At 67.6% G+C, this 21,767-nt stretch carries 22 protein-coding genes and 4 tRNA genes; 11 read left to right on the top strand and 15 right to left on the bottom strand.

Annotated features, from left to right (window positions below; all coding sequences use genetic code 11):
* Positions 1–21 precede the first annotated feature (21 nt).
* Together L687_RS35910 and L687_RS35905 are read right to left on the bottom strand one after the other, a co-directional pair.
* Positions 22–1,215, bottom strand: a complete 1,194-nt coding sequence (locus L687_RS35910; protein WP_031207679.1) for a ribonuclease D — start codon at positions 1,213–1,215, stop codon at positions 22–24.
* On the bottom strand, positions 1,208–1,789 hold the full coding sequence (locus L687_RS35905; RefSeq protein ID WP_021200668.1) for a DUF3000 domain-containing protein: 582 nt from the start codon (positions 1,787–1,789) through the stop codon (positions 1,208–1,210). The genes L687_RS35910 and L687_RS35905 overlap by 8 nt, the downstream gene beginning before the upstream one ends.
* A 25-nt stretch (positions 1,790–1,814) precedes the next feature.
* Between L687_RS35905 and L687_RS35900 the strand changes: the two genes are divergently transcribed.
* A complete protein-coding gene (locus tag L687_RS35900) occupies positions 1,815–2,969 on the top strand; it encodes an alpha/beta hydrolase family protein (protein ID WP_021200667.1) in 1,155 nt (384 codons plus the stop codon).
* Here L687_RS35900 and L687_RS35895 read toward each other — a convergent pair.
* Together L687_RS35895 and L687_RS35890 are read right to left on the bottom strand one after the other, a co-directional pair.
* Positions 2,953–3,384 carry a SufE family protein gene (locus tag L687_RS35895; RefSeq protein ID WP_021200666.1) on the bottom strand — a complete coding sequence of 144 codons (432 nt, stop codon included), beginning with the start codon at positions 3,382–3,384 and terminating at the stop codon, positions 2,953–2,955. The two genes, L687_RS35900 and L687_RS35895, sit on opposite strands and share 17 nt — an antisense overlap.
* Positions 3,385–3,403: 19 nt before the next feature.
* The gene (locus tag L687_RS35890) at positions 3,404–4,297 is read right to left on the bottom strand and encodes a sulfurtransferase (RefSeq protein ID WP_021200665.1); all 894 of its coding nucleotides are present in this window, start codon (positions 4,295–4,297) and stop codon (positions 3,404–3,406) included.
* 146 nt (positions 4,298–4,443) lie between these two features.
* Between L687_RS35890 and zapE the strand changes: the two genes are divergently transcribed.
* The 3 genes from zapE (at position 4,444) to L687_RS35875 (ending at position 7,459) form a co-directional block, all read left to right on the top strand.
* On the top strand, positions 4,444–5,481 hold the full coding sequence (gene zapE / locus L687_RS35885; protein WP_021200664.1) for a cell division protein ZapE: 1,038 nt from the start codon (positions 4,444–4,446) through the stop codon (positions 5,479–5,481).
* Positions 5,482–5,615: 134 nt separating this feature from the next.
* The gene (locus L687_RS35880; protein WP_021200663.1) at positions 5,616–6,854 is read left to right on the top strand and encodes an ammonium transporter; all 1,239 of its coding nucleotides are present in this window, start codon (positions 5,616–5,618) and stop codon (positions 6,852–6,854) included.
* Positions 6,855–6,874: 20 nt separating this feature from the next.
* On the top strand, positions 6,875–7,459 hold the full coding sequence (locus tag L687_RS35875) for a type II toxin-antitoxin system PemK/MazF family toxin (RefSeq protein ID WP_021200662.1): 585 nt from the start codon (positions 6,875–6,877) through the stop codon (positions 7,457–7,459).
* On the opposite strand, the gene L687_RS35870 is transcribed toward L687_RS35875, so the two are convergent.
* Positions 7,425–8,582: a DUF1611 domain-containing protein gene (locus L687_RS35870; protein WP_021200661.1), complete on the bottom strand. Its 1,158-nt coding sequence runs from the start codon at positions 8,580–8,582 to the stop codon at positions 7,425–7,427. The genes L687_RS35875 and L687_RS35870 overlap by 35 nt on opposite strands.
* Positions 8,583–8,859: 277 nt before the next feature.
* Between L687_RS35870 and L687_RS35865 the strand changes: the two genes are divergently transcribed.
* On the top strand, positions 8,860–9,246 hold the full coding sequence (locus tag L687_RS35865) for an SPW repeat domain-containing protein (RefSeq protein WP_021200660.1): 387 nt from the start codon (positions 8,860–8,862) through the stop codon (positions 9,244–9,246).
* A 75-nt stretch (positions 9,247–9,321) separates the two neighbouring features.
* On the opposite strand, the gene L687_RS35860 is transcribed toward L687_RS35865, so the two are convergent.
* Entirely contained in the window at positions 9,322–9,759 is a 438-nt protein-coding gene (locus L687_RS35860) for a GIY-YIG nuclease family protein (protein WP_021200659.1), read from the bottom strand.
* A gap of 90 nt (positions 9,760–9,849) precedes the next feature.
* On the opposite strand from L687_RS35860, the gene L687_RS0121790 reads away from it, so the two are divergent.
* On the top strand, positions 9,850–11,007 hold the full coding sequence (locus tag L687_RS0121790) for a PQQ-dependent sugar dehydrogenase (RefSeq protein ID WP_235045238.1): 1,158 nt from the start codon (positions 9,850–9,852) through the stop codon (positions 11,005–11,007).
* Between the two features lie 142 nt (positions 11,008–11,149).
* Here the strand turns inward: L687_RS0121790 and L687_RS43140 are convergent, their stop codons facing one another.
* From L687_RS43140 to L687_RS35845, 3 genes are all read right to left on the bottom strand, one after another.
* Complete coding sequence (locus L687_RS43140; RefSeq protein WP_021200657.1) at positions 11,150–11,281, bottom strand: putative transporter small subunit; 132 nt, start codon at positions 11,279–11,281, stop codon at positions 11,150–11,152.
* Positions 11,281–12,927, bottom strand: coding sequence for a sodium:solute symporter family protein (locus L687_RS35850; protein WP_046398999.1), 1,647 nt, complete (start codon positions 12,925–12,927; stop codon positions 11,281–11,283). The genes L687_RS43140 and L687_RS35850 overlap by 1 nt, the downstream gene beginning before the upstream one ends.
* Positions 12,928–13,391: 464 nt before the next feature.
* Positions 13,392–13,467: transfer RNA gene (locus L687_RS35845), tRNA-Val, on the bottom strand.
* A gap of 151 nt (positions 13,468–13,618) precedes the next feature.
* On the opposite strand from L687_RS35845, the gene L687_RS35840 reads away from it, so the two are divergent.
* The 3 genes from L687_RS35840 to L687_RS35830 all read left to right on the top strand — a co-directional run bounded on the left by L687_RS35840 (position 13,619) and on the right by L687_RS35830 (position 13,914).
* Positions 13,619–13,691 (top strand) — tRNA-Gly (locus L687_RS35840).
* 54 nt (positions 13,692–13,745) lie between these two features.
* Positions 13,746–13,816, top strand: a tRNA-Cys gene (locus tag L687_RS35835).
* Positions 13,817–13,842: 26 nt separating this feature from the next.
* Positions 13,843–13,914 (top strand) — tRNA-Val (locus tag L687_RS35830).
* A 164-nt stretch (positions 13,915–14,078) separates the two neighbouring features.
* Here L687_RS35830 and L687_RS35825 read toward each other — a convergent pair.
* The 6 genes from L687_RS35825 to L687_RS35805 form a co-directional block, all read right to left on the bottom strand.
* The gene (locus L687_RS35825) at positions 14,079–15,305 is read right to left on the bottom strand and encodes a Dyp-type peroxidase (protein WP_021200655.1); all 1,227 of its coding nucleotides are present in this window, start codon (positions 15,303–15,305) and stop codon (positions 14,079–14,081) included.
* Positions 15,305–15,838 carry a copper chaperone PCu(A)C gene (locus L687_RS35820; RefSeq protein WP_031207674.1) on the bottom strand — a complete coding sequence of 178 codons (534 nt, stop codon included), beginning with the start codon at positions 15,836–15,838 and terminating at the stop codon, positions 15,305–15,307. The genes L687_RS35825 and L687_RS35820 overlap by 1 nt, the downstream gene beginning before the upstream one ends.
* An 11-nt stretch (positions 15,839–15,849) precedes the next feature.
* Entirely contained in the window at positions 15,850–16,467 is a 618-nt protein-coding gene (locus tag L687_RS35815) for a copper resistance CopC family protein (RefSeq protein ID WP_031207672.1), read from the bottom strand.
* 121 nt (positions 16,468–16,588) lie between these two features.
* Complete coding sequence (locus L687_RS0121785; RefSeq protein ID WP_021200652.1) at positions 16,589–17,194, bottom strand: hypothetical protein; 606 nt, start codon at positions 17,192–17,194, stop codon at positions 16,589–16,591.
* 64 nt (positions 17,195–17,258) lie between these two features.
* Complete coding sequence (locus L687_RS35810) at positions 17,259–18,611, bottom strand: cryptochrome/photolyase family protein (RefSeq protein WP_021200651.1); 1,353 nt, start codon at positions 18,609–18,611, stop codon at positions 17,259–17,261.
* Positions 18,612–18,645: 34 nt separating this feature from the next.
* Positions 18,646–19,059, bottom strand: a complete 414-nt coding sequence (locus L687_RS35805) for a DoxX family protein (RefSeq protein WP_021200650.1) — start codon at positions 19,057–19,059, stop codon at positions 18,646–18,648.
* Between the two features lie 181 nt (positions 19,060–19,240).
* On the opposite strand from L687_RS35805, the gene thrS reads away from it, so the two are divergent.
* Both thrS and L687_RS35795 read left to right on the top strand, forming a co-directional pair.
* Positions 19,241–21,166, top strand: a complete 1,926-nt coding sequence (thrS, locus tag L687_RS35800) for a threonine--tRNA ligase (protein WP_235045245.1) — start codon at positions 19,241–19,243, stop codon at positions 21,164–21,166.
* Entirely contained in the window at positions 21,163–21,717 is a 555-nt protein-coding gene (locus L687_RS35795; RefSeq protein ID WP_021200648.1) for an HIT family protein, read from the top strand. The genes thrS and L687_RS35795 overlap by 4 nt, the downstream gene beginning before the upstream one ends.
* Positions 21,718–21,767 lie beyond the last annotated feature (50 nt).

Genomic DNA, 21,767 nt, shown 5'->3' with positions numbered 1-21,767 from the left:
GAGGAATCGGTTGGGTCGAACCTACGAAGCCGGTGCGGGCGTCGTGTCGGGCGTTTGCGCCGCCTCTACAAAGGCGGCAGCGATCTTCTGTGCGGTCTGTGCAATCTGCCAGGGTCGGGCACCCAGCGCTGCCAACGCGTCCGCGATCGCCTCGGGGGTTTCACCGGGCAGGTCCCAGGCCACGCGGCGCAGGTGCTCCGGAGTGAGGAGGTTCTCGGTGGGCATGCCCAGCTCCTCGGCGACGGCCTCCACGACCGGACGGGCGGCCTTGAGTCGTGCATCCGCCTCGGGATTCCGGTCAGCCCACGCGCGAGGGGGCGGAAGGGTGTCGCTCGGAACGCGTTCGCGGGGAAGCTCTTCCGACGCCCTGCCTTCGACGATCGCCTGCCACCAGCGGTCGAGCTGCGTGCGGCTCGCGCGGCCCTGGAACTCCTTGAGGCCGGCCAGCGCCTGCTTCGACTGCGGGTTCGCCAGCACCGCCGCCACCAGGGAGCGGTCGGGCACGAGTCGTCCGGGGGAGACATCCTGCTCCTGCGCGTACGCTTCGCGTGCCTGCCAGAGGGCACGGGCGACGGCGAGGTTCCGGGCTCCACGCACCTGGTGCAGGCCGCTGAGGCGGCGCCAGGGATCTTCGCGCGGCGGTTTGGGAGCGCGGGCGAGGGTGGCGGCGAACTCCTCGGCGGCGAACTCGGTCTTGCCCTGCTCTTCGAGCTCGAGAACGAGGACGTCGCGGACGTCGATCAGGTGCAGCACGTCGAGGGCGGCGTACTCGAGCCAGGAATCGGGGAGCGGGCGTGTCGACCAGTCGGCGGCGGAGTGCTCCTTCTTGAGCATGATGCCCAGCGTGTCCTCGACGACGGCACCGAGGCCGACACGCTCGTGGCCGAGCAGGCGCGAGGCGAGCTCGGTGTCGAAGATCACCGGCGGTTCGAGGCGCAGTTCGCGAAGGGACGGCAGGTCCTGGCTCGCCGCGTGGAGCACCCACTCCACGTCACCGATCGCCTCCTGGAGAGGTGCGAAATCGCCGATCGCCGGCGGGTCGAAGAGGAAGACGCCGGCCTCGCGACGGAACACCTGCACCAGATAGGCGCGCTGCGAATAGCGGAAGCCGGACGCCCGCTCGACGTCCACGGCGACGGGTCCGGTACCGGCGGCGAGCACGGCGCAGGCTGCGCGGAACTCCTCGGCATCCGAGATCACGGAGTATTCAGTCACGTACAGCCTTTCGCGCGCCGATCACGGCGATGCCCTCGGAGCCGGGCGGAAGCCCCGCCAGCATTCCGACCAGCTCGGCCCATGCTTCGACGTGCGGTCGGAACGGGCCCTCCGGAGTCCAGGACGCCCGCAATTCTATCTGGGCGCCGTCTCCTTCGACGGCGAGCCCGCCGAATCCCTTCGACAGCGTCTTCGTCGACGTGCCCGATTCCGAGTGATAGACCGCTTGGCGCGAGTCGAGAGCATCGACCAGCCATGACCACGTCACGTCGGCGAGAAGCGGATCGGTGCCGATCTCGGTCTCGAGCGGCGCCTGCGCGAAGATGACGATGCGCCACGAGCCTCCCCAGGCTCCCGGCTCGTCCGGATCGTGCAGCAGGACGAACCGGCCGGTGCCGTACACGGACTCGCCGTCACCCTCCGGGCGCACGTCGGCGGCGAGGGCGATGGCGAAAGGCGCGAGGCCTTGTGGCGTGGCGATCTCGCGCACCGTGATGTCATCGCGGAACTCGGTCTCGCGCAGTTCGGCCACGGCGCTCTCGAAAGGCGTCCCGGCCTCGGGGTGTGCGGTCACGGCAACAGGCTAGAGTCAGGAAGCGATGAAGAGTCTCAGGCACGCCGTTACGCTCCTTGTCCCTGCCCTGTTCGCGTTCGGAGCAGCGCTCGCTCTCGTCGTGTTCGCCGTGGCGCGTCGGGTCGTCACGCCCATGCGCCGCGCGACCGACACGGAGATCCTCTCGGTCGACACGGGTGCCCAGACCATCGAGCTGAAGCGCACACCCGACACCGAGCTTCCCGGTCGCTACGGCCTGTTCACGACGGGCACCTACGGCTACGTCAAACTCGGGGCGGTGCTCAGCGCCGATGGTTCGGCCGTGCGGCGCAAGCTCCTCACCCAGATCGAACCCGGCGCACGTGTCGATCGTGCCGCGGCCTTCAGCGGCTACTACTACTCGTCTCCGAGCGAGCTCCATCTGCGCTGGGAGAACCTGCTGATCGGCTCTCCCGCAGGGCCATGCCCTGCCTGGTACTTCCCGGCGTCGTCGTCGACCTGGGTGATCCAGGTTCACGGACGCGGAGCGACCCGCGCCGAGTGCCTGCGGGCGGTGCCGGTGCTGCACGCCGCGGGGTTGCCGAACCTGGTCGTGTCGTATCGCAACGACGGCGAGGCCCCGCGCACGAGGGCGGGTGCCTACGCCCTCGGAGCCTCGGAGTGGCGTGACGTCGACGCCGCCATCGCCTATGCGCTCCGACACGGCGCCGAGCGGGTGATCCTGATGGGCTGGTCCATGGGGGGCGCCGTATCGCTGCAGGCCGCCGTGACGTCCGGCCACCGGGAGCGCATCGCGGGGATCATCCTCGAGTCTCCTGTGGTCGACTGGCGCACGGTGCTGCGGTTCCAGGCGAAGCTGGCCGGCGTGCGTGCGCCGCTGCCGGAACTCGCGATGGGGGCACTCCAGATGCCTCTGACCGCGCGCCTGAGCGGAGCGGACGAACCGATCCACTTCGATCGTCTGGACATGGTCGCGCGTGCGGACGAACTGACCGCGCCGGTGCTGATCCTGCACAGCGACGACGACGGCTTCGTGCCGGCGGATTCATCGCACGCGCTGCAGGAGGCACGTCCGGATCTCGTGACGATGCCGAAGTTCACGGTGGCACGCCACACGAAGCTGTGGAACTACGACCAGACCGGCTGGACGACCGCGATCACGGACTGGCTCGAATCACAGGCTCTCAGCGTTTCTGGCTGACCTGGTTCTTCGCCCGCATCAGCATCCCGGTCATGCCCCCGATGCGCAGAGGGGACACGGCCTTCGTGAGACCGATCGACTGCGGGTAGTCATTGGGAATCGCGAGCACCTCGTCTGCGGTGAGGCCGGTGAGACCCTGCACCAGGATGCTTGCGAACCCGCGGGTCGTCGGAGCTTCGGGCGGGGCTGTCGCGTGCATCGTGACGATGTCATCGTTCACCTCGACATGGATGTACACCGGCGACTGGCACTCCGCGACGCGCTCGTACATCTCCGGGTGGGCCGCGACCTCGTCGGAGACGTCGGGAAGCTCGTCCGAGAACTCGAGCAGCAGCAGGAGGCGATCGGGCTCCGGGGTCTCCAGGAAGCCGTCGCGGATCTCGGCGAGAGTGTCAGGAACGTCGCTTGTGCTCATCCCTGTCATTGTCACATGTTCAGAGTGTGCCGGGCTCGGAACCGGTGACGATGGGCACGCGTACCGCGCTGCCCCACTCTGTCCAGGATCCGTCGTAGTTGCGCACGTTCTCGAAGCCGAGGAGGTGCTTGAGCACGAACCAGGTGTGGCTCGACCGCTCGCCGATCCGGCAGTAGGCGACGACATCATCCCCGTCGCGGAGCCCTGCGCCGTCGCGGTAGATCGCGTCGAGCTCCGCACGGCTGCGGAAGCCGCCGTCCTCGGCCACCGCCTTCGCCCACGGCACGCTCTGCGCGGTCGGGATGTGACCGGCGCGGAGGGTTCCCTCCTCGGGATACGCGGGCGCCGTCGTGCGCTCTCCGCTGTACTCCTCTGGGGAGCGCACATCGATCAGCGGGCTGCCGATGTGGGCCAGGACGTCTTCCTTGTATGCACGGATGATCGAGTCGTCGCGCTCGACGACGGGGTACTCCGTGGGCGGCCGGTTCGTTGCCTCACGCGTGAGCTCGCGCCCCTCGGCGATCCACCGATCGCGTCCGCCGTCGAGCAGACGCACGTCTTCGTGGCCGAACAGCGAGAACACCCAGAGGGCGTAGGCGGCCCACCAGTTGTTCTTGTCGCCGTAGATGACGACCGTGTCGTCGCGTGCGATGCCCTTGCGGCTGAGCAGCTCGGCGAAGCCCTCGCCGTCGACGTAGTCGCGCACGACCGGGTCGTTGAGTTCGGTGTGCCAGTCGACCTTCACCGCGCCCGGGATGTGGCCGGTTTCGTAGAGGAGCACGTCTTCGTCGGACTCGACGACCACGAGTCCAGGAGTCCCCAGCCGTTCCGCGAGCCACTCGGTGGTGACGAGCCGGCCGGGTTCGGCGTACTCGGCGAACTTGGGGGAGGAGGAATCGAACTCGATGGCCATGGGATCTCCGAAGCGTTTGAGCGGACGAGGGTGCGGCTGCAGACGGCGTAGTGTTGATCCGTCCCTTCGACGATAGATCCCCGCCGAGCACCCTGCGCCCGATTCGTAAGACTTCGACACAGGTGAGCACCTGATTCAGGACCGTGATGACCGACCCGACCAGCCGCACGGGAATCGTGCACCTCACCGAGCGCCAGCCGACCGTCAGCGGACCCGAGATGCTGGCGAGCCTGGTGCCGCCGCCGCAGTTCGACACCGCGACGTTCGACAGCTATCGCGCCGATCCCGCATATCCCTCGCAGGAGGAGGCGAAGGAGACGCTGATGCGCTTCGCCGGGCGCGGCACCCCCGCGAAGCGCGGAGGGCTGTTCAGCCGGGCGAAGAAGGAGCCCGAGCTGAAGCCCGGCGTCTACCTCGACGGCGGTTTCGGCGTCGGGAAGACGCACCTGCTCGCCTCGATCTATCACGCGATGCCCGCCCGCCGGAAGTACTTCGGCTCGTTCATCGAGTACACCGCCCTGGTCGGCGCACTCGGCTACAAGAACACCGTCGATCTGCTCAAAGGCGCCGACCTGCTGTGCATCGACGAGTTCGAGCTCGACGACCCGGGCGACACGATGGTGATGACCCGCCTTCTGGGGGAGCTCGTGCCGACGGGCACCCGGCTCGCCGCGACCTCGAACACCCCGCCGAACGCGCTCGGCGAGGGACGATTCGCCGCACAGGACTTCCTGCGCGAGATCCATGCGATGTCCGACAGCTTCCAGACGCTGCGCATCGACGGCGTCGACTTCCGCCAGCGCGCCCTCGACGGACACGCGGTGGTGCTCGACGACGACGCGTACGAGACGGCGATCGAAAAGGCCGGCGCCGCGGGCGCAGCGTCCGACGACCGGTTCGACGACCTGATCCGTCATCTCGCGCAGGTGCACCCCTCGCGCTACATCAGGCTGATCGACGGACTGGGAAGCGTGGGCCTGCGCGGCGTGCGCCAGCTCACCGATCAGTCGGAGGCGCTGCGCTTCGTCGCGTTCGTCGATCGTGTGTACGACGCGCAGATCCCGATCGTGGCCACCGGGCTCGGCCTCGACGCGGTCTTCTCCGACGAGATGCTCGCCGGCGGGTACCGCAAGAAGTACCTCCGCGCCATCTCCCGACTCAATGCCCTGACACATTCTGCGTAAGCCTGCAGGCGCGCGTAACGCGATGTTCACGGGCGGAGCCGCGCTGTAACAGCGGGGAAACAAACCTCACGCATTGACGAAACCGCAGGTCGTCACACTGAAGCTCTCAATTACTTCGGATGTGAGGTTTTCCTATGGATGCTCCCGGCAACATCTCGTGGGCGATCACCGCGACAGCGCTGGTGCTGCTCATGACGCCCGGCGTCGCCTTCTTCTATGGCGGTCTCGTCAAGGCGAAGAGCGTCGTCAGCATGATGATGATGAGCTTCGGCTCCATCGGACTCGTCGCCGTGCTCTGGATTCTCTTCGGTTTCTCGATGAGCGCGGTCGACAGCCCGACCGCGTTCGCTGGCAACCCCTTCGCGGACTTCGGGCTGTCGAGCCTGGCGGCCGGTGAGGGCTCGAACGTCGCGCTCCTGGGGGTGGCCTACGGTGCCACATTCGCGATCATCACGGTCGCGCTGATCTCCGGAGCGATCGCGGATCGTGCGAAGTTCGGCAGCTGGCTCATCTTCGCCGGCATCTTCGCGACCGTCGGCTACTTCCCGGTCGCCGCGTGGGTCTGGGGCGGTGGCTGGATCATGAACCTCGGCACCACGCTCTTCGGCGAGGACAGCGGCATCGGCGTGATCGACTACGCCGGCGGTACCGCCGTGCACATCAACGCGGGCGCCGCGGCTCTGGCACTCGCCCTGGTCCTCGGCAAGCGCATCGGGTTCCAGAAGGGCATCCTGAAGCCGCACAACGTGCCGCTCACGCTCCTCGGGGCCGCCCTGCTGTGGTTCGGCTGGTTCGGTTTCAACGCGGGAGCGGAATGGCTGGCCGAAGACATGGGCGGCGTCGGACTCATCGGTCTGAACACCCTGGGCGCCACGGCGGCCGCCATCCTCGGCTGGATCCTCGTCGAGAAGATCAAGGACGGCAAGCCCACCTCGGTCGGTGCAGCGTCCGGTGCCGTCGCCGGTCTGGTTGCGATCACCCCGGCCTGCGCCAACCTGACGCCGGGTTGGGCTCTGCTTCTCGGCGCACTCGCCGGTGTCGTGTGCGCCCTCGCGATCGAGTTGAAGTTCCGCCTCGGATTCGACGACTCGCTCGACGTGGTCGGCATCCACCTCGTCGGCGGTCTCATCGGAACGCTGTACCTCGGCTTCTTCGCCACCGAGACGGGACTGTTCGTCGGCGGCGACGCCCGCCAGCTCGCCGTGCAGCTGATCGCGGCGCTCGGAGTGCTGATCTACTCCTTCATCGTCGCGTTCATCATCGGCTTCGCGATCGAGAAGACCATCGGCTTCCGCGTCACGAACGAAGACGAGATCGCCGGTGTCGACCAGGTCGTGCACGGCGAGGAGGGCTACGCACTCGCAGACGCGTGATCAGCGGTTAGGGTGACCGTGTGAGCAAGACCAACGGCATCCTGGCAACACTCGCGGAGATCCTGCTCAAGGCAGTGGGATCCGGCCGGGCGTCTCGGACATCAGATCCGAGACGCCCGGACGCGCGTCTACGGACCCCGCAGGAGCGCCCGACGCCCGCGGGTGGCGGCACCGACCCGGGACGGGCGCGCGGCACCGACACCGTCCGCATCGATCCGGATCGGATCACGCACCTGCAGGTCGGTTACGCACCGCAGCGGGACGGCGCACCGGACGCGGGAGAGATCGTCTGGACCTGGGTTCCCTACGAGGAGAACGACGGTCGCGGGAAGGATCGTCCCGTGCTCGTCATCGGACGGGAGTCCGCAGAGCGCGTGTACGCGGTGCGGATGACGAGCAAGCCCCATGACGGTGACCGCGACTACCTGTCGATCGGTACGGGCGACTGGGACTCTCAGGGTCGAGAGTCCTGGGTGGATGTCGAGCAGCTGTACAGCGTGCACGAGCGCGGGTTGCGGCGAGAGGCCGCCGTTCTCGATCGGGGGCGCTATGACCGGGTCGGAGCGGCTCTCACGCGGCGCTACGGGTGGTCCGTCGCGGGCTGAGCGTCGGGAACGCCTGCAGCACCATCTCCACGAGCTCCGCCAGCGGTCGGGTCAGCGGGTCGGTGGCGGGGAGTCCGGTGTCGAGCTCGATCTCGTCGATGGCGGCGGCGAGCTGCTCCGCCGTGAGGTTCTCATGGTTCACCGTGACGCCGATGACCTTCGTGTCGGCGAAAGCCTCGATCAGGGCGATCTCACTCGTGACCGTCGGCATAGCGACCATCGGGAAGTCGCCCAGGACCGTCCGGCCCGGGGCGTGCTGCACGATGACCCCCGCAGGCTGACTGCCGCGGAGGATGTGCGCCGAGGTGATGTATGCGGGGTGGCTGAGCGCGCCCTGGCCCTCCACGATGATGACGTCCGGGTCTTCGCCTTCGAATGCCGCGACCACCTGGTTCTCGACCTCACCCGAGCAGAACTGGGGCACGAGGGCGTCGAGCGCGACGCCGTAGCGGCCGCCCTGGATGATCGTGGTCTGTCCGGTGCCGACCATCACGGCGTGGACGCCACGATCGTTGAGGGCCTTCACGAGGATCGTCGCGGTGGTGCGCTTGCCGATCGCGCCGTCGGTCCCGAGGATGGTGATCCGCGGACAGGTCACGTCGAAGATGCGGCCGGAGAACAGATGGAGATCCTTCTTGTCCCGGGGGCGACGGATATCGGTGATCGTGACCTGGGCGAGAAGGGCAGCCGCGACGAACTCGGCATCGTCGGTGAGGAACTCGTGCAGGCCGTTGATGATGTGCATCCCGCGGGCGATGCCGTCCAGCAGCACGGTGCGCTGGTCGGCGGAGAGCAGCCCATCAGCCGGTGCGACACCGCAGATCAGGTAGTCCGGCACGTGACCTGCATGAGCGATCGCCGTCGGGAGTCCGTCGAGGATCGGGATGTCGTTCGCGAGACCGTCCAGGAGCACCCCGGCGTCCGCACCCGCGTGGGTGCTGTCGATGACGCTGAGGATCTCGTACTTCTCCGAGTGTCGGACCAGACCGTTCGCGGTCTTGCCGTCCTGCTCGCCGAACTGGCCCTCGCAATACACGATGGCCGTGGTGCCGACGGGGAGGGCGGTGGGCGCCGCCCAGGCGTGCGCAGGGTCGAGAAAAGAGGGGACTGACGGGGTGGGCATGATGCTCCTCGGGCTCACACAGAGGAGGCGACGGAGAACGAAATGACCCAGGAGGCCCGTTGGTCGACGAGAAGTCTTCCCTGATGCCGGCGAGATACCGGCATGCTCAACGTAGCAGGGCTGCCTGGGACCGGGCCGCGAGTGCGCCGTCGAGAGACTCGAGTCGAGCTCCCCGGCCCGCAGGTCGATCGTCCTCCGAGGCGGGGAGGCAATCCGATCCGTGGCGGGCTTCGAACCAGTGGTGAGTCGCGGAAGCGGCGCCACACAAGGAGGAATCATGCGTTTCATCCCCACCAAGGTCCACGGAATTCTCGACTACATCGTCGGCGTCGCGTTGATCGCCGCTCCCTGGCTGTTCGGCTTCGCGAACGTGGGCGGAGCGGCGGTCATCATCCCGATCGTCCTCGGTGTCGGGCTGATCGTGTACAGCCTCTTCACGAAGTACGAATGGGGTCCCTTCGGTTTCATCCCGATGCCCGTCCACCTGGTGTTCGACATCGTCGCCAGCCTCTTCCTCGCCCTCTCGCCGTGGATCTTCGGGTTCGCGGGCGAGGCGCTGAACGTCTGGCTCCCGCACGTCGTCGTCGGCGTCGCCGTGATCGTCGTGGTGCTGTTCTCGCAGCCGCAGCCGGCGACCACCAGGGGGCATGCGGCCACGGCCTGATCCCCGCAGAGACGCGGTGCCGGGCGACTGGACTTCCCGAAGCGGTCGCCCGGCATCGTCATGTCCTGGCGCAGGTCACGAGGCATCGAGACCGCGGAGCGCGTTGCTCAGCCATCGCCCGTAGAGCAGCCACGGCTCACCCTCGCGGCGGAGGGCGTCGACGTGCGTCCGCAGATCGTCCGTCAACGTGAACCACTCTCCGCCTTCGCGGACCGAGGCGAACTCGCGGTGTCGCTGCTGCTCGACCGGGCGTCCGCCTCGCTCGAAGGCGAGGAGCTCGTCGTGTCGGATGCTCGCCAGCCGTTGTCGCGGTCGTCGGCTCGTGCCGATCTTCACCCGACGGTCGAAACGGATGTAGTAGACGATGTCGATACGGGGGAGCGGGAGATCGGCGTCGGGGACGTCCCCGTAACGCCATCCGCAGGAGGCGCAGCGCCAGGAGTCGTCACCGCGGGCACCGACCGTTCCTCCGCAGAGGGTGCACGGGCCCGGGAGAGCTTGTTCCTTCGACACCGTGGCAGGCTACGCGCCCCCTCGGACACCTGCCTCTTCTGCGGTGCGCGCCGCTCGCCTACTCTCGAACGGAGGATGAAGGGATCGGCGATGACGACGACGCGGAGGGCGCAGAGGACGCCGGCCGATCCGCGTGTCGCCGCGGTCGCTCGCGGGGCGGGCGCTCTCGTCTCGACTGCTCTCGTCTCGACTGCTCTCATCGCGATCGCTCTCGCCGCGTGCGCTCCGACGTCCCCCGCCTCGTCTTCTCCCGCGCCGCTCGCACCCTCGCCGTCCGCCGGATCGGGAAGCATCGTTCCGGGGCGCGCGTCCACGGTCGCGGCTGGACTGGAGGCCCCATGGTCCATCGCCTTCTTCGGGAGCACGGCGCTGATCAGCGAACGGGACACCGCCCGCATCGTCGAGGTTTCCGGCGACGGGAGGCTTCGCGAGCTCGGGATGATCGATGGCGTCGCGCCTCGAGGAGAGGGGGGACTGCTGGGTATCGCGCTGCGGGACGATTGGCTGTACGCGTACTCGACGGCTGTCGGCGAGAACAGGGTGCAGCGCTTCGCGTTGTCGGGGGCGCCGGGTTCGTTCGAGCTCGGCGAATCCGAGACGATCCTCTCCGGGATCCCCGCCGCCGGGAATCACAACGGCGGACGCATCGCGTTCGGCCCCGACGACATGCTCTACGTGACGGTCGGCGACGCGGGCGACCGTGAGGGGGCTCAGGATCGGGACTCGCTGGCCGGGAAGATCCTCCGCATCACACCGGACGGGGACGTGCCGGAGGACAACCCCTTCCCGGGATCACCCATCTACAGCCTGGGCCACCGCAATCCTCAGGGCCTGGCGTGGGACGACGAGGGCACGCTCTACGCGAGCGAGTTCGGCCAGGACACCTGGGACGAACTGAACGTGATCGAGGCCGGTGGGAACTACGGGTGGCCGACGGTCGAGGGGATCGCCGATCATGAAGGGTTCGTCGATCCGGTCCAGCAGTGGTCGCCGGACACCGCGAGTCCGAGCGGCATCACGATCGCATCGGGATCGATCTTCATCGCGAATCTCCGCGGAGAGCGGCTCAGGGAGGTGCCGCTCTCCGACGTGCGCACCGCCGGGGAATACTTCGTCGAATCGCTCGGGAGGCTTCGCGACGTCGTGGTCGCGCCAGACGGGGCACTCTGGGTTCTCACGAACAACACGGACGGGCGGGGCGATCCCCGCGAGGGCGACGACCGGGTCCTGCGTATTCCGATCGAGTAGCGCCACGGAGGGCGGCGACGCGCGACGACGGGCGGCATCGAGGCAATCCTCTTCGTCCGAGCGCGAGAGGTGCAGGCGCAGGGCAGTGCGCCGATGGCTCCGCACACACGCCTTGTCGACATCTGTGCGGAGCCATCGATGATCAGATGATGTCGCGCCCTTCGCGTCTCGCCTCCTTGGCGTCCTTCACGAAAGCCCGAATCACGACGGTGAGCACCCCGACGACGATGATCGGCCACACCAGCACGTACGCGGTCAACAGAATGGTCTCCATCAGGCGTCCTTCCCGGCGAGCGTGGCGTCGCCCTTCACATCGGCGCTTCGTGTGATATCCCCGGTGTCGAAGCTGCCGGTGCGCTCCTTGATCAGGTCGAAGTCGAATCTCCGCGTCCTGTTCATCATCGTGAGGGCGACGCAGACCAACGTGCTCACCGCGTATGCGACCAGCGACCCCGACAACACCGGGTACTGGTGCAGGAAGCCGATCGCGAACGGCGCCGACACCAGCGTGGCCAGCGTCCCGACCACAAGCGCCACCCGCAGACCGAAGAAGCCGAACGACATCAGGGCCAGGACCACCCCGATCCCGACGACGGAGAGGACGTCACTCGCGAGACCCCAGCCCCCCGACAGGGAGATCCACTCGAAACGCACGGGCAGGAACGCGGCGAGCGCGGCGATCACGGCGATGCTGAACGCGGAGTTCGTCACGCGGTCCCAGTAGAAGCTCGCGATGACCGGGAACACGAGCGCTCCCCACAGTGCACCGACGAACACCAGGAGGTCGAGGATGTTGAACTGCATCGATGCGAAGCCGAGTGCCGCGGCGGTTGCGCCGATCATGGTGAGTCTGCCGATGAGCAGCATCGTCTTCGGATTGGCGTTCTTCTTGCCCGCGATGTTCTGCCCGTAGATGTCAGCCATCATGATCGACGAGAGAGCCGTCATGTCGGCATCCGCGGTCGACGACAACGAGCCGATGATCATGACGAAGAACACGCAGATCAGCAGCGGGGGCAGGTATGTCGACGCCATCTGCGGGATCAGATTGTTGACGTCGCCGTCCATCGGCTGGATCCCTGCGTACAGGGCGAGCACTCCCAGCATGCCGATCCCGATGATAGACGCGCCGTACCCGAATGTCGCGGTGACGAATGTCTTCTTGATCAGGTCCTCTCGCACGGCGAACAGTCGTTGCGCGATGGTCTGGTTGCCGATCGCGTAGGCGAGCACCGCGGCGATGTAGGGAGCGCCCTGGTTGAAGAACGCGTCGGAAGAGAAGAAGTCGCCCTGCTGCGGGGTGAGGTTCGCTGCGCCGGTGACGAACAGCTCGGGGCCACCCGCGGCGAAGAAGATCACCGGAACGATGATCGCGACGGCCCCCAGCATGGCGATGACCTGCGCGAAGTCGGTGAGCACCGACGCCCTGAAGCCCGACCACAGCGTGTAGGCGAGCACGCCGATCGCGATGGCGACGATGCCCTGTGTGAAGGTGAACGGCGACAGCATCGAGACGAGCGCGCCTCCGGCGATCAGATTCGACGTGAGGCTGATCAGGCTGCCGAGCACATTGGAGCCGGCGAGCATGAGCTGACTCGAACGTCCGTGGCGGGCGAACATGACCTCGGCGATGGTGTGCGCGTGGGGTGCGACCGTGCGGATGCGGCGCCCGAACGGATAGATGAGGAGGATCATCAGTGCACCCCAGAGGCCGTAGTGAATGGGGCCGGAGATGCCGTAGGTGTATCCGGATGTCGCGGAGGCGTACATCGAGGATGCCCAGATCCAGGTAGCGGTCATCGAGGCGGCGGAGATGCCGAACCCGATCTTGCCGCCACCGGTCATGTATCCGTCGGCGTTCTCCTTTCTGCGGGAGATGCGGATGGACATGTAGAGGCTGCCGCCGAAGAACAGCAGCATGAGCAGGATCACGACCGGTCCTGACAGTGTGTGGAAGTCTTCCACCGGGTACTCGCTTTCTCGTCTTTGGTGCGGCGATGCCGCCTGTCGATGGAGAAGGAGTCCCGCTAAGTGGGGGAGTAATGCGTCGTCTGGTGTTGAGGGTTCTGCGGGGAGTGGAGAAGGGTCGGCATGGCGAGAACGAACCTGGACCACTGAGGCGCATCACAGCACACAGACGAGTAGCCCGGGGTGCGGCTCCTTTCGAGGACGTCCGTTTCCGGGCGCACCGAACAGCGGTGCATCCTCGAACGGGATTCGGTGATCGCGTGGTCGCCGGTCGGCGTCTGACGCGTGAGATCGCGGCGGAGCCACGACCATCGCTCAGGGGGTGAGAGCGTCTCTCGACCATAGCAAGTTCCCAGGAACGCCGCCGGGGGAGCGGGCAGGGGACGAAAAAGCCCCCGGGAGAACCGGGGGCGATGTGGTGGGCGATACCGGACTCGAACCGATGACCTCTTCCGTGTGAAGGAAGCGCGCTACCAACTGCGCCAATCGCCCATACCCGTGGGGTACGTCAACCGATACTACCGGACGCTCGGAGGCCTCGCGGACCACTCGGCGAGACACGCGCGAGATTCGCTGCCGGTTTGGCGGAGTGCGGATCTTCGGCTAATGTTTCATGAGTGCCCGGGACAACCGGGAACGAAATGCGGATGTAGCGCAGTTGGTAGCGCACAACCTTGCCAAGGTTGGGGTCGCGAGTTCGAGTCTCGTCATCCGCTCGAGTGCAGTAGGGCTTCTTCGGAAGGTCTGCCGCACGTGGGGTCAATCCACACGGTGGCGTGGCCGAGCGGCTAGGCACCGGCCTGCAAAGCCGTTTACACGGGTTCGAATCCCGTCGCCACCTCACGGAAAACTGAAAAGCCCCAACGGGCGCGATTGGCGCAGCGGTAGCGCGCTTCCCTGACACGGAAGAGGTCACTGGTTCGATCCCAGTATCGCGCACACTGAAACCCCCGGATCTCCGGGGGTTTTTTCGTGTCTCGAAAGTCTCTCGTACTCCGAGGATGTCGCGCCCATCGGTTTCCGAAGCAGGCCGTTCCTCGTCGGGGAAGTGCCGCCCGCCGCTGCGGGCGTGCCCGGATGGGCCCGGGCACGCCCGCGGCCGGTCACGCCAGAAGCGTGTCGCCGACGAATCCGTCTTCCGCGCATCCCGGCGGGATCGCGAACACGGCTGAGCCGATCGGGACCGTCCACTCGTTGAGCAGGTCGAGCTCGTCCAGCCGGCGCTGCATCGGGATGAACTGCCGCTCGACGTCGGCTTGGAACGAGACGAAGATCAGCCCCGACTCGGAGACCTCGGCGCCGATCGGACGCTCGTCGTAGTTGTACGCGCGCCGGAAGATGCGCTCCTCCCCGTCGCCGCGGGCCCGCCGGATATGTGCGAACTGCGGGATCACGGGGAACCCTATCGACGTCGTCGCCTCGAAATCGGGTTCGTCGAACTCGTCCGTCCCCGTCAACGGTGCCCCGTTGGCGAGTGTTCGCCCCACAGAGGCATCGCGGCCGCCGCGGTCCAGGCGGTCCCACTTGTCGAGGTCCATGCGGATGCGGCGGATCACCATGCCGGTGCCGCCTGCCAGCCAGCCGTCCGCACTCCACACGACCTCGTCGAAGTCCGGTGTGCCCGGTTCGGGGTTGGTCGTGCCGTCCACCTGTCCGAAGAGGTTGCGCATCGTCGTCCCGGGGCGTTCCGTGCCGTAGGCGCGGCGGAACCCCTGCTGCGTCCATCGGATGCTCGCGAAGCCGCGGGCGTCCTTCAGGAGCATCCGTGTCGCGTGGGCAACCGTCAACGGGTCGTCCCCGGCGATCTGCAACAGCAGGTCTCCATCCGAGAATTCCGGTCGCAGTTGATCCACCCCGAAAGCCGGGAGCGGTGCGAGCCACGCAGGGCCGGAGCCCGCGGCGCGGGCGACGAGACCGGGTCCGAAGCCGAAGGTGATCGTGAGCCGCGCCGGCGAGAGCGCGAGCTCCGGCTCGGAATCGGCGAGGGCGGGGAGCCCCTGCGTCAGACGAGCTGCGTCGTCCGTCAGGATCCGCATCAGGCGAGTGAGCCCGTCGCGGTCCACATCCTCGCGGAGATCCAGCCCGAGGAAGACACCATGGGCTTGCGCCGCGGTGTCGACACCGGCTTGGTGGGTGCCGAAGAACGGAACGGTCTGCTCACCGTTCATCGGCGTGGAGACCGGCTTCGCACCGTTCTCCTGACTGTTCAGGGCGAGATCCACTCCGACGGCCGCGACCGCGCCGACGCCGGCGACGGCTCCTCCGAGGAGGAACTGTCGCCGGGTCGACCCGGCGCGGCGGGAGCGGGCGCCCTCGGCGGGCGCCGACATCACTGCCCCGAGCCGTCTTGCTCTTCGCCGCCCTCGTAGTTCTCGTTCGCGCCGGAGTAGTCCTTGACGGGAGCGGTGAACTCATACGTGGAGTCGTCGGAGAACGTGAGGGTGAAGGTGACGTCGCTGCCTGCCGTGAGAGGACCGGTCAGGTCCATCATCATGATGTGGTTGCCTCCCGGCTCCAGGGCGAGCTTCCCGCCGGCGGGAATGACGAACCCGCCGTCCTTCTCGCGCATCACCATCTCACCGGCCTCGTTCTCGACCGTCTCGTGCAGCTCGAGCATGTCCGACGCCTCGGATGTGACGGAGACGACGGTCACGTCGTCGTCACCGCTGTTGACGAGGGTGCCGAAACCGGCGGACATGCCCTCTTCCGCGGACTTCACCCACGCATCCTCGATCGTGACGGCGTCACCCGCGGGGCGGGATGCGGATTCGGTCGGGGAGCTCTCCGGGGTGCACCCGGTGAGAGCGAGGAGGGAGACCGCGATCACGGCCGCGAGGCGGGGAAGGTTCTTGCTGGTGTTCACAATGGTGCCTTTCACAGGTCATCTGCCGCGGAGCCGCCGTCTTCCGGCGGAGCGGCTGCCGTCCGAGGACGGCGGAGGAATCGGATGAGGACGAGGACGAGGACGGCTGCTGCCGCCCCGCCTGCGCCGATGAGCAGCACCCTGACGATGCCGCTGGAATCTGCTGCGTTCTGATCCGGCTGTTCTGCGGATGCCGACGGGGTCTCCGCCGCGCCGCCGGGCGCGGGGGCCGCCATCGGCTCGGCATCGCCCACGGTGAACGGGACGACGCCGGCGATCGGATGGCCGTCTTCCGATACGACCTGCCACCGCACCTGGTAGCCGGCGGTCGGCATGCCTGGCTCAAGGGGGGCGGTCACCGTACGGCCCGCGACCGTGACGTCACCGGAGACCCAGTCCTTCCCCGAGGCGTCGACGACCAGGACGACAGCCCCGGTCAGTGACTCGTCGAGCACCAGGAGTTCACCGGAGAAGGTCATCGTGATGCTCTCCGGCGCGGCCGCCAACTGCTCGTCGGCGGCCGGGGAGCTGGAGATCAATTGATCGTGGGCGGACGCGGGCGTGGCGATCGCGAGGGTCGCGACCGTCGCCAACGCCAGCCCAGCCGCAATCCTGCGGACAGGGGACATGGGAAGGGCCTCTCATCAGACGTCGCGTGAGCGACGTGCATGCATGCGTTCAGAACCCGTGCGCGACGAAAGGCGCATGGAGGTGACGCACCACAGGACCGGTGAAAGCCCAGGGCGCGGATCAGATCGCTGCGGAGAGGGGAGGAGCGCGGCCTCTGAGGGTCGCGAGGAGAACGAGATCGCCCGTGCGTGCGACGTCGAAGATGCCGCGGAGAGCGCGCGGGAGGCGGAGAGCCGGGAGGACCAGCACGTGATCGACCCGGCGGCGCAGCCATCGCCCCAGCTGCACGGCGAGGTTGCGTGCGGCGATGATCAACCGCTCGCCTCGATACAGCGCGGACACTGTTAGCAGCGCCGCGAGCGCGTGGCCCAGCCACATCGATGCGTCGGCGGTGACAGCCTCCGGGAGGCCGGGCGTCGCGGGGATCACGAGAGGCGCACCGTGCACGTGCGGGACGGAGACACCGGAGGGGGTGACGGTTCCGAGCACGAAGAGGGTGTGGAACAGGAACTGGCTCACCGCGACCGAGAGCGTCAGGCGGATGAGCGACAGTGAGCGGCCGGCGAGCAGCACGCAGATCATGAACGAGAACACCCACGGCACCACGATGCCGAGCGCACCGGGCATCTGTCCGCCACCCGACACGTGCCCTGCGAGTGCGACGAAGATCGCCAGCGACGAGGCAGCGAAGCCGCGGATGACGGCTGGCTTCCTGGACTCGGTCACGGCTCCAGTCTGGCATGGACGGCGCGCGCGTCCTTCTCCGACCATCAGGTGACGGGCCCTCCGGTCACTCGCGGCGAGAGCGTGGGGTGCGCTTGACGACGTCGTACGCGGCGAGTGCCGCCTTGCGTGTGTCACCCAGGTCGACGATCGGCTCGGCGGGGGCGTCTGCGGCCCAGCGCGAGATGTAGAGGTTCTGTGGGTCGAACTTCTTTGCCTGGAGTTCGGGGTTGAACACACGGAAGTACGGAGCGGCGTCGGCGCCGGATCCGGCGACCCACTGCCAATTGAAGGGATTGCTGGCTTCATCGGCGTCGACGAGCGTGTCCCAGAACCACTCTTCACCCCGGCGCCAGTCGATGAGCAGGTTCTTCACGAGGAAGGAAGCCACGACCATCCGCACCCGGTTGTGCATGTAGCCGGTGTGCCAGAGCTCTCGCATGCCGGCGTCGACCAGAGGCACGCCGGTCTCACCGTGCTGCCAGGCATCGAGGTGGGTGGGGTCCAGCGGCGGCCAGGGGAAGGCGTCGAACTCCGGTCGAAGGTTCTCGCTCGCGAGGTCGGGGGAGTGGTACAACGTGTGCCAGGCGAACTCGCGCCAGCCCAGTTCGGAGAGGAAACCTCCCGCACCGTCGACACCCACCGCCTCGTGCCAGACCGTGAACGCGCTGATCTCGCCCCAGCGGAGGTGCGGTGACAACCGCGACGTGGCACCGGAAGCGGGTTCATCGCGTGCGCGGTCGTAGTGCCCCAGGTCTTCGTCGAGAAAATGGCGTAGACGCCGTCGCGCGGCGGGTTCACCGGGCTCCCAGGTCTCGCGCAGGCCGTCGGCCCAGTCGGGGGCGGTGGGCAGCAGGCTCCAGTCCTCGAGGGCCTCGGTTGCCGGAGTGCGTTGCGGGCCCTCGACCGTTCGCGGCTCCGGGAGCGGAGCGCGGGGCGCGGGGAGCGCGAGGCACGCCCGCCAGAAGGGAGTGAAGACGGAGTAGTGCGTGCCGCTGCCCGTCGTGACCGTCCACGGCTCATGCAGCAGAGAGCCGGCGAAGGAGGCGACCTCGAGTCCCTCGGCCCGGAGGGACGCCTTCAGCGCGGAGTCGACCGCGCGCTCGGCACCTCCGTAACGGCGGTTCCAGTAGACGGCACCCGCTCCGACCTCCGCAACAGTGTCGCGCACGATGCGCTCGGCCCGGCCGCGTCGCAGTACGAGTGCACCGCCACGTTCACGCAGCCGCTCGTCCAGCGACGCCAGAGAGTGGTGCAGCCACCAGCGCGCGGCGCCACCGAGCGCACGGATGCCCGGTGACTCCTCGTCGAGCACATACAGCGCGATGACCGCTTCGCCTCGTTCGATCGCGGCCCGCAGCGCAGGGTTGTCGGCGAGTCGGAGATCATCGCGGAACCACACGATGGAGGGGGACGTCATGGGGACAATTCTCCTGGAGGTCGGGCTCGGTCGTTCAACGACGACGGCGGTCGCGGCGGCGCGGGTTCTCGTCTCCGGTCGCCCACAGCGCCCACAGAACGAGAAGCGGCTGCAGGAAGAGCCTGCCGAATCGGCGAGCATCCGTGTCGAGTCCCGGGGTCGAGCGCTTCGTGCGCCACTGGTGGATGTTCCCCGGCAGCACGGCGACGAAGAACGCGGCGGTCGCCCAGCCGATGCGGCGCCGCTCTTTCGGCAGCGTGAGCAGGCCGGTGGCGAGAGCGACCTCCGTGGCACCGGAGGCGATCACGATCGTGTCCTTGTCCAGCTTGGTCAGGCGGGTCGCCCAGTCCGGCACCACCACCCGGAATCCGCGGGTGCTGAGGAAGTGGCCGACCCCGATCGCGCCGAGCGCGATCGCGAGGATCCATCGTGCGACTGCTCTGTCCATCCGTTCACGTTACGTGATGCTCGCGAGGCGGCGTGGACGTCGTGCGGCGCGGACGAGGACGGTCAGGAGGACCGGGTCATGCGAGTAACCTGGGTATCGACCCAGATGGAGAGTTTCTGTGCCTGAAAACGCCCGGCCGAATGACGGCTTCGCCCTGTTCACTGACCGAAACGTCGTCGCGATGCGCGTCAACGGCGACCTCAAGGATCTCGCCACGACCGTGACCGACACCGATGTGGTCGAAGCGGTCACGATCGACAGTGTGGACGGGCTGAACATCCTCCGTCACTCGGCAGCCCATGTGCTGGCGCAGGCGGTGCAGCGCATCAACCCGCAGGCGAACCTCGGCATCGGCCCGCCCGTCACCGACGGCTTCTACTACGACTTCGGGGTCGAGACCCCGTTCACGCCGGAGGACATCAAGGCGATCTCCAAGGAGATGCAGCGCATCGTCCGCGAGGGACAGCGCTTCGTCCGCCGTGTCGTGACCGACGACGAGGCCAGGGCCGAGCTCGCGGACGAGCCGTTCAAGCTCGAGCTCATCGGTCTGAAGGGCGGGAAGGAAGCCGCAGAGGGCGCCTCCGTCGAGGTCGGCGAAGGCGAGCTGACGATCTACGACAACACCACCCGTGATGGCGAGGTCGTCTGGAAGGACCTCTGCCGCGGCCCGCACCTGCCCAACACGCGCATGATCGGTAACGGTTGGGACCTGACGCGCATCGCCGCCGCGTATTGGCGCGGCAGCGAGAAGAACCCGCAGCTGCAGCGCATCTACGGCACGGCATGGCCGACCAAGGACGAGCTGCGTGCCTATCAGGAGCGCATCGCCGAGGCGGAGCGCCGCGACCACCGCAAGCTCGGTGCGGAGATGGACCTGTTCTCCTTCCCCGACGAGATCGGCTCGGGACTCGCGGTGTTCCATCCCAAGGGCGGCATCATCCGCTACGAGATCGAGGAGAACCTGCGCAAGCACTTGCTGCGCAACGGGTACGACCTCGTGAACAGCCCGCACATCACGAAGAAGGACCTCTTCATGACGTCGGGTCACCTGCAGACCTATGCCGACGGCATGTTCCCGCCGATGCACCTCGACGAGATCGTCGACGAGGAGGGGAACATCACCCGCCAGGGTCAGGACTACTACCTGAAGCCGATGAACTGCCCGTTCCACAACCTCGTCTTCCGCTCGCGCGGGCGCTCCTATCGTGAGCTGCCGCTGCGCCTGGCCGAGTTCGGGACGGTCTACCGCTACGAGAAGAGCGGCACGCTGTCGGGACTGACCCGAGTGCGCGGTCTGACGCAGGACGACGCCCACATCTACGTCGCGCAGGACCAGGTCAAGGAAGAACTCACCACCAACCTGAACCTCGTCCTCGACCTGCTCCGCGACTACGGCCTCAATGACTTCTACCTCGAGCTGTCGACGAACGAGGAGGGGAACCCGAAGTTCCTCGGCGAGCCGGAGCAGTGGTCGACGGCGATCGACACGCTGCGTGAGGTCGCGATCGAGTCCGGCCTCGAATTGGTCGCCGACCCCGGCGGCGCGGCCTTCTACGGGCCGAAGATCTCCGTCCAGGCGCGTGACGCGATCGGCCGCACCTGGCAGATGTCGACCATCCAGCTCGACTTCAACCAGCCGGAGCGCTTCGAGCTGGAGTACACCGGACCCGACGGGCAGAAGCACCGGCCGGTGATGATCCACCGCGCGCTCCTCGGCTCCGTCGAGCGCTTCTTCGCGATCCTCCTCGAGCACTATGCCGGCGACTTCCCGCTCTGGCTCGCACCCAGCCAGGTGGTCGGCGTCCCGGTCGCCGAGCAGTACGGCGACTACCTGGACGACGTCATCGGGCAGTTGCGCGCTGCGGGCGTCCGGGCCGACGTCGACCACTCGGATGACCGCATGCAGAAGAAGATCCGCACCCACACGACGGCGAAGGTGCCCGTCATCCTCATCGTCGGTGAGCAGGATCGTGCCGCGGGTACGGTGTCGTTCCGTTTCCGCGACGGCACGCAGGAGAACGGCGTCCCGGTCGCGGACGCCGTGCGCCGGATCAACGCCGCCATCGCTTCGCACGCGCTCGTGCTGAAGGCAGGGGACCTGGCGTGACCGAAGGGGAGCAGCCGCTGGAGGACGCCGGTCGCCTCGCCGGCGTACCGGACGAGTTCCAGCGGCTGTGGACCCCGCACCGGATGGCGTACATCCAGGCGGGGCCGGAGCCGCTGCGCGAGGAGTGCCCGTTCTGCGAGGCCCCGAAGTTCCCGGATGCCGAGCGGTTGGTCGTCGCCCGGGGCGAGACGGCCTACGTGCTGCTGAACCTCTTCCCCTACAACTCGGGACATCTCCTGGTCTGCCCGTACCGCCACATCGGCACCTACGACCAGGCGACGCCGGAAGAGGTCGCCGAGATCGGAGCGCTGACGCAGACGGCCATGCGGGTTCTCCGTGAGGTGTCCCGATGCGACGGCTTCAACCTGGGCATGAACCAGGGCGCGGTCGCCGGCGCCGGCGTCGACGCCCACCTGCACCAGCATGTGGTGCCGCGTTGGACGTCGGACGCGAACTTCTTCCCGATCATCGCGAAGACCAAGGCGCTTCCCCAGCTCCTCGGAGAGGTGCGCGAGGCCGTGGCAGCGGCCTGGCCGGAATCCGACCACTGAGGCCGACGGCTTCGTCCCTCACCGCCCACCCGTCCGGCGGGCATCCGTCG

The sequence above is a fragment of the Microbacterium maritypicum MF109 genome, assembly GCF_000455825.1.
GTDB classification, from domain to species: domain Bacteria; phylum Actinomycetota; class Actinomycetes; order Actinomycetales; family Microbacteriaceae; genus Microbacterium; species Microbacterium maritypicum_A.
Note: the sequence above shows the minus strand (reverse complement) of the source record. Positions and strands in the feature narration are given on the sequence as shown.

Excerpts from the sequence above, each read along its gene's own strand:
- L687_RS35880 (WP_021200663.1), top strand. The coding sequence starts at position 5,616 with ATGGATGCTCCCGGCAACATCTCGTGGGCGATCACCGCGACAGCGCTG.
- L687_RS35805 (WP_021200650.1), bottom strand. The coding sequence starts at position 19,059 with ATGGACAGAGCAGTCGCACGATGGATCCTCGCGATCGCGCTCGGCGCG.
- L687_RS0121790 (WP_235045238.1), top strand. The coding sequence starts at position 9,850 with ATGACGACGACGCGGAGGGCGCAGAGGACGCCGGCCGATCCGCGTGTC.
- L687_RS35850 (WP_046398999.1), bottom strand. The coding sequence starts at position 12,927 with ATGCTGCTGTTCTTCGGCGGCAGCCTCTACATGTCCATCCGCATCTCC.
- zapE (WP_021200664.1), top strand. The coding sequence starts at position 4,444 with ATGACCGACCCGACCAGCCGCACGGGAATCGTGCACCTCACCGAGCGC.
- thrS (WP_235045245.1), top strand. The coding sequence starts at position 19,241 with ATGCGCGTCAACGGCGACCTCAAGGATCTCGCCACGACCGTGACCGAC.
- L687_RS35815 (WP_031207672.1), bottom strand. The coding sequence starts at position 16,467 with ATGTCCCCTGTCCGCAGGATTGCGGCTGGGCTGGCGTTGGCGACGGTC.
- L687_RS35810 (WP_021200651.1), bottom strand. The coding sequence starts at position 18,611 with ATGACGTCCCCCTCCATCGTGTGGTTCCGCGATGATCTCCGACTCGCC.
- L687_RS35900 (WP_021200667.1), top strand. The coding sequence starts at position 1,815 with ATGAAGAGTCTCAGGCACGCCGTTACGCTCCTTGTCCCTGCCCTGTTC.
- L687_RS35870 (WP_021200661.1), bottom strand. The coding sequence starts at position 8,582 with ATGCCCACCCCGTCAGTCCCCTCTTTTCTCGACCCTGCGCACGCCTGG.
- L687_RS35865 (WP_021200660.1), top strand. The coding sequence starts at position 8,860 with ATGCGTTTCATCCCCACCAAGGTCCACGGAATTCTCGACTACATCGTC.
- L687_RS35825 (WP_021200655.1), bottom strand. The coding sequence starts at position 15,305 with ATGTCGGCGCCCGCCGAGGGCGCCCGCTCCCGCCGCGCCGGGTCGACC.
- L687_RS43140 (WP_021200657.1), bottom strand. The coding sequence starts at position 11,281 with ATGGAGACCATTCTGTTGACCGCGTACGTGCTGGTGTGGCCGATCATC.
- L687_RS35895 (WP_021200666.1), bottom strand. The coding sequence starts at position 3,384 with ATGAGCACAAGCGACGTTCCTGACACTCTCGCCGAGATCCGCGACGGC.
- L687_RS35890 (WP_021200665.1), bottom strand. The coding sequence starts at position 4,297 with ATGGCCATCGAGTTCGATTCCTCCTCCCCCAAGTTCGCCGAGTACGCC.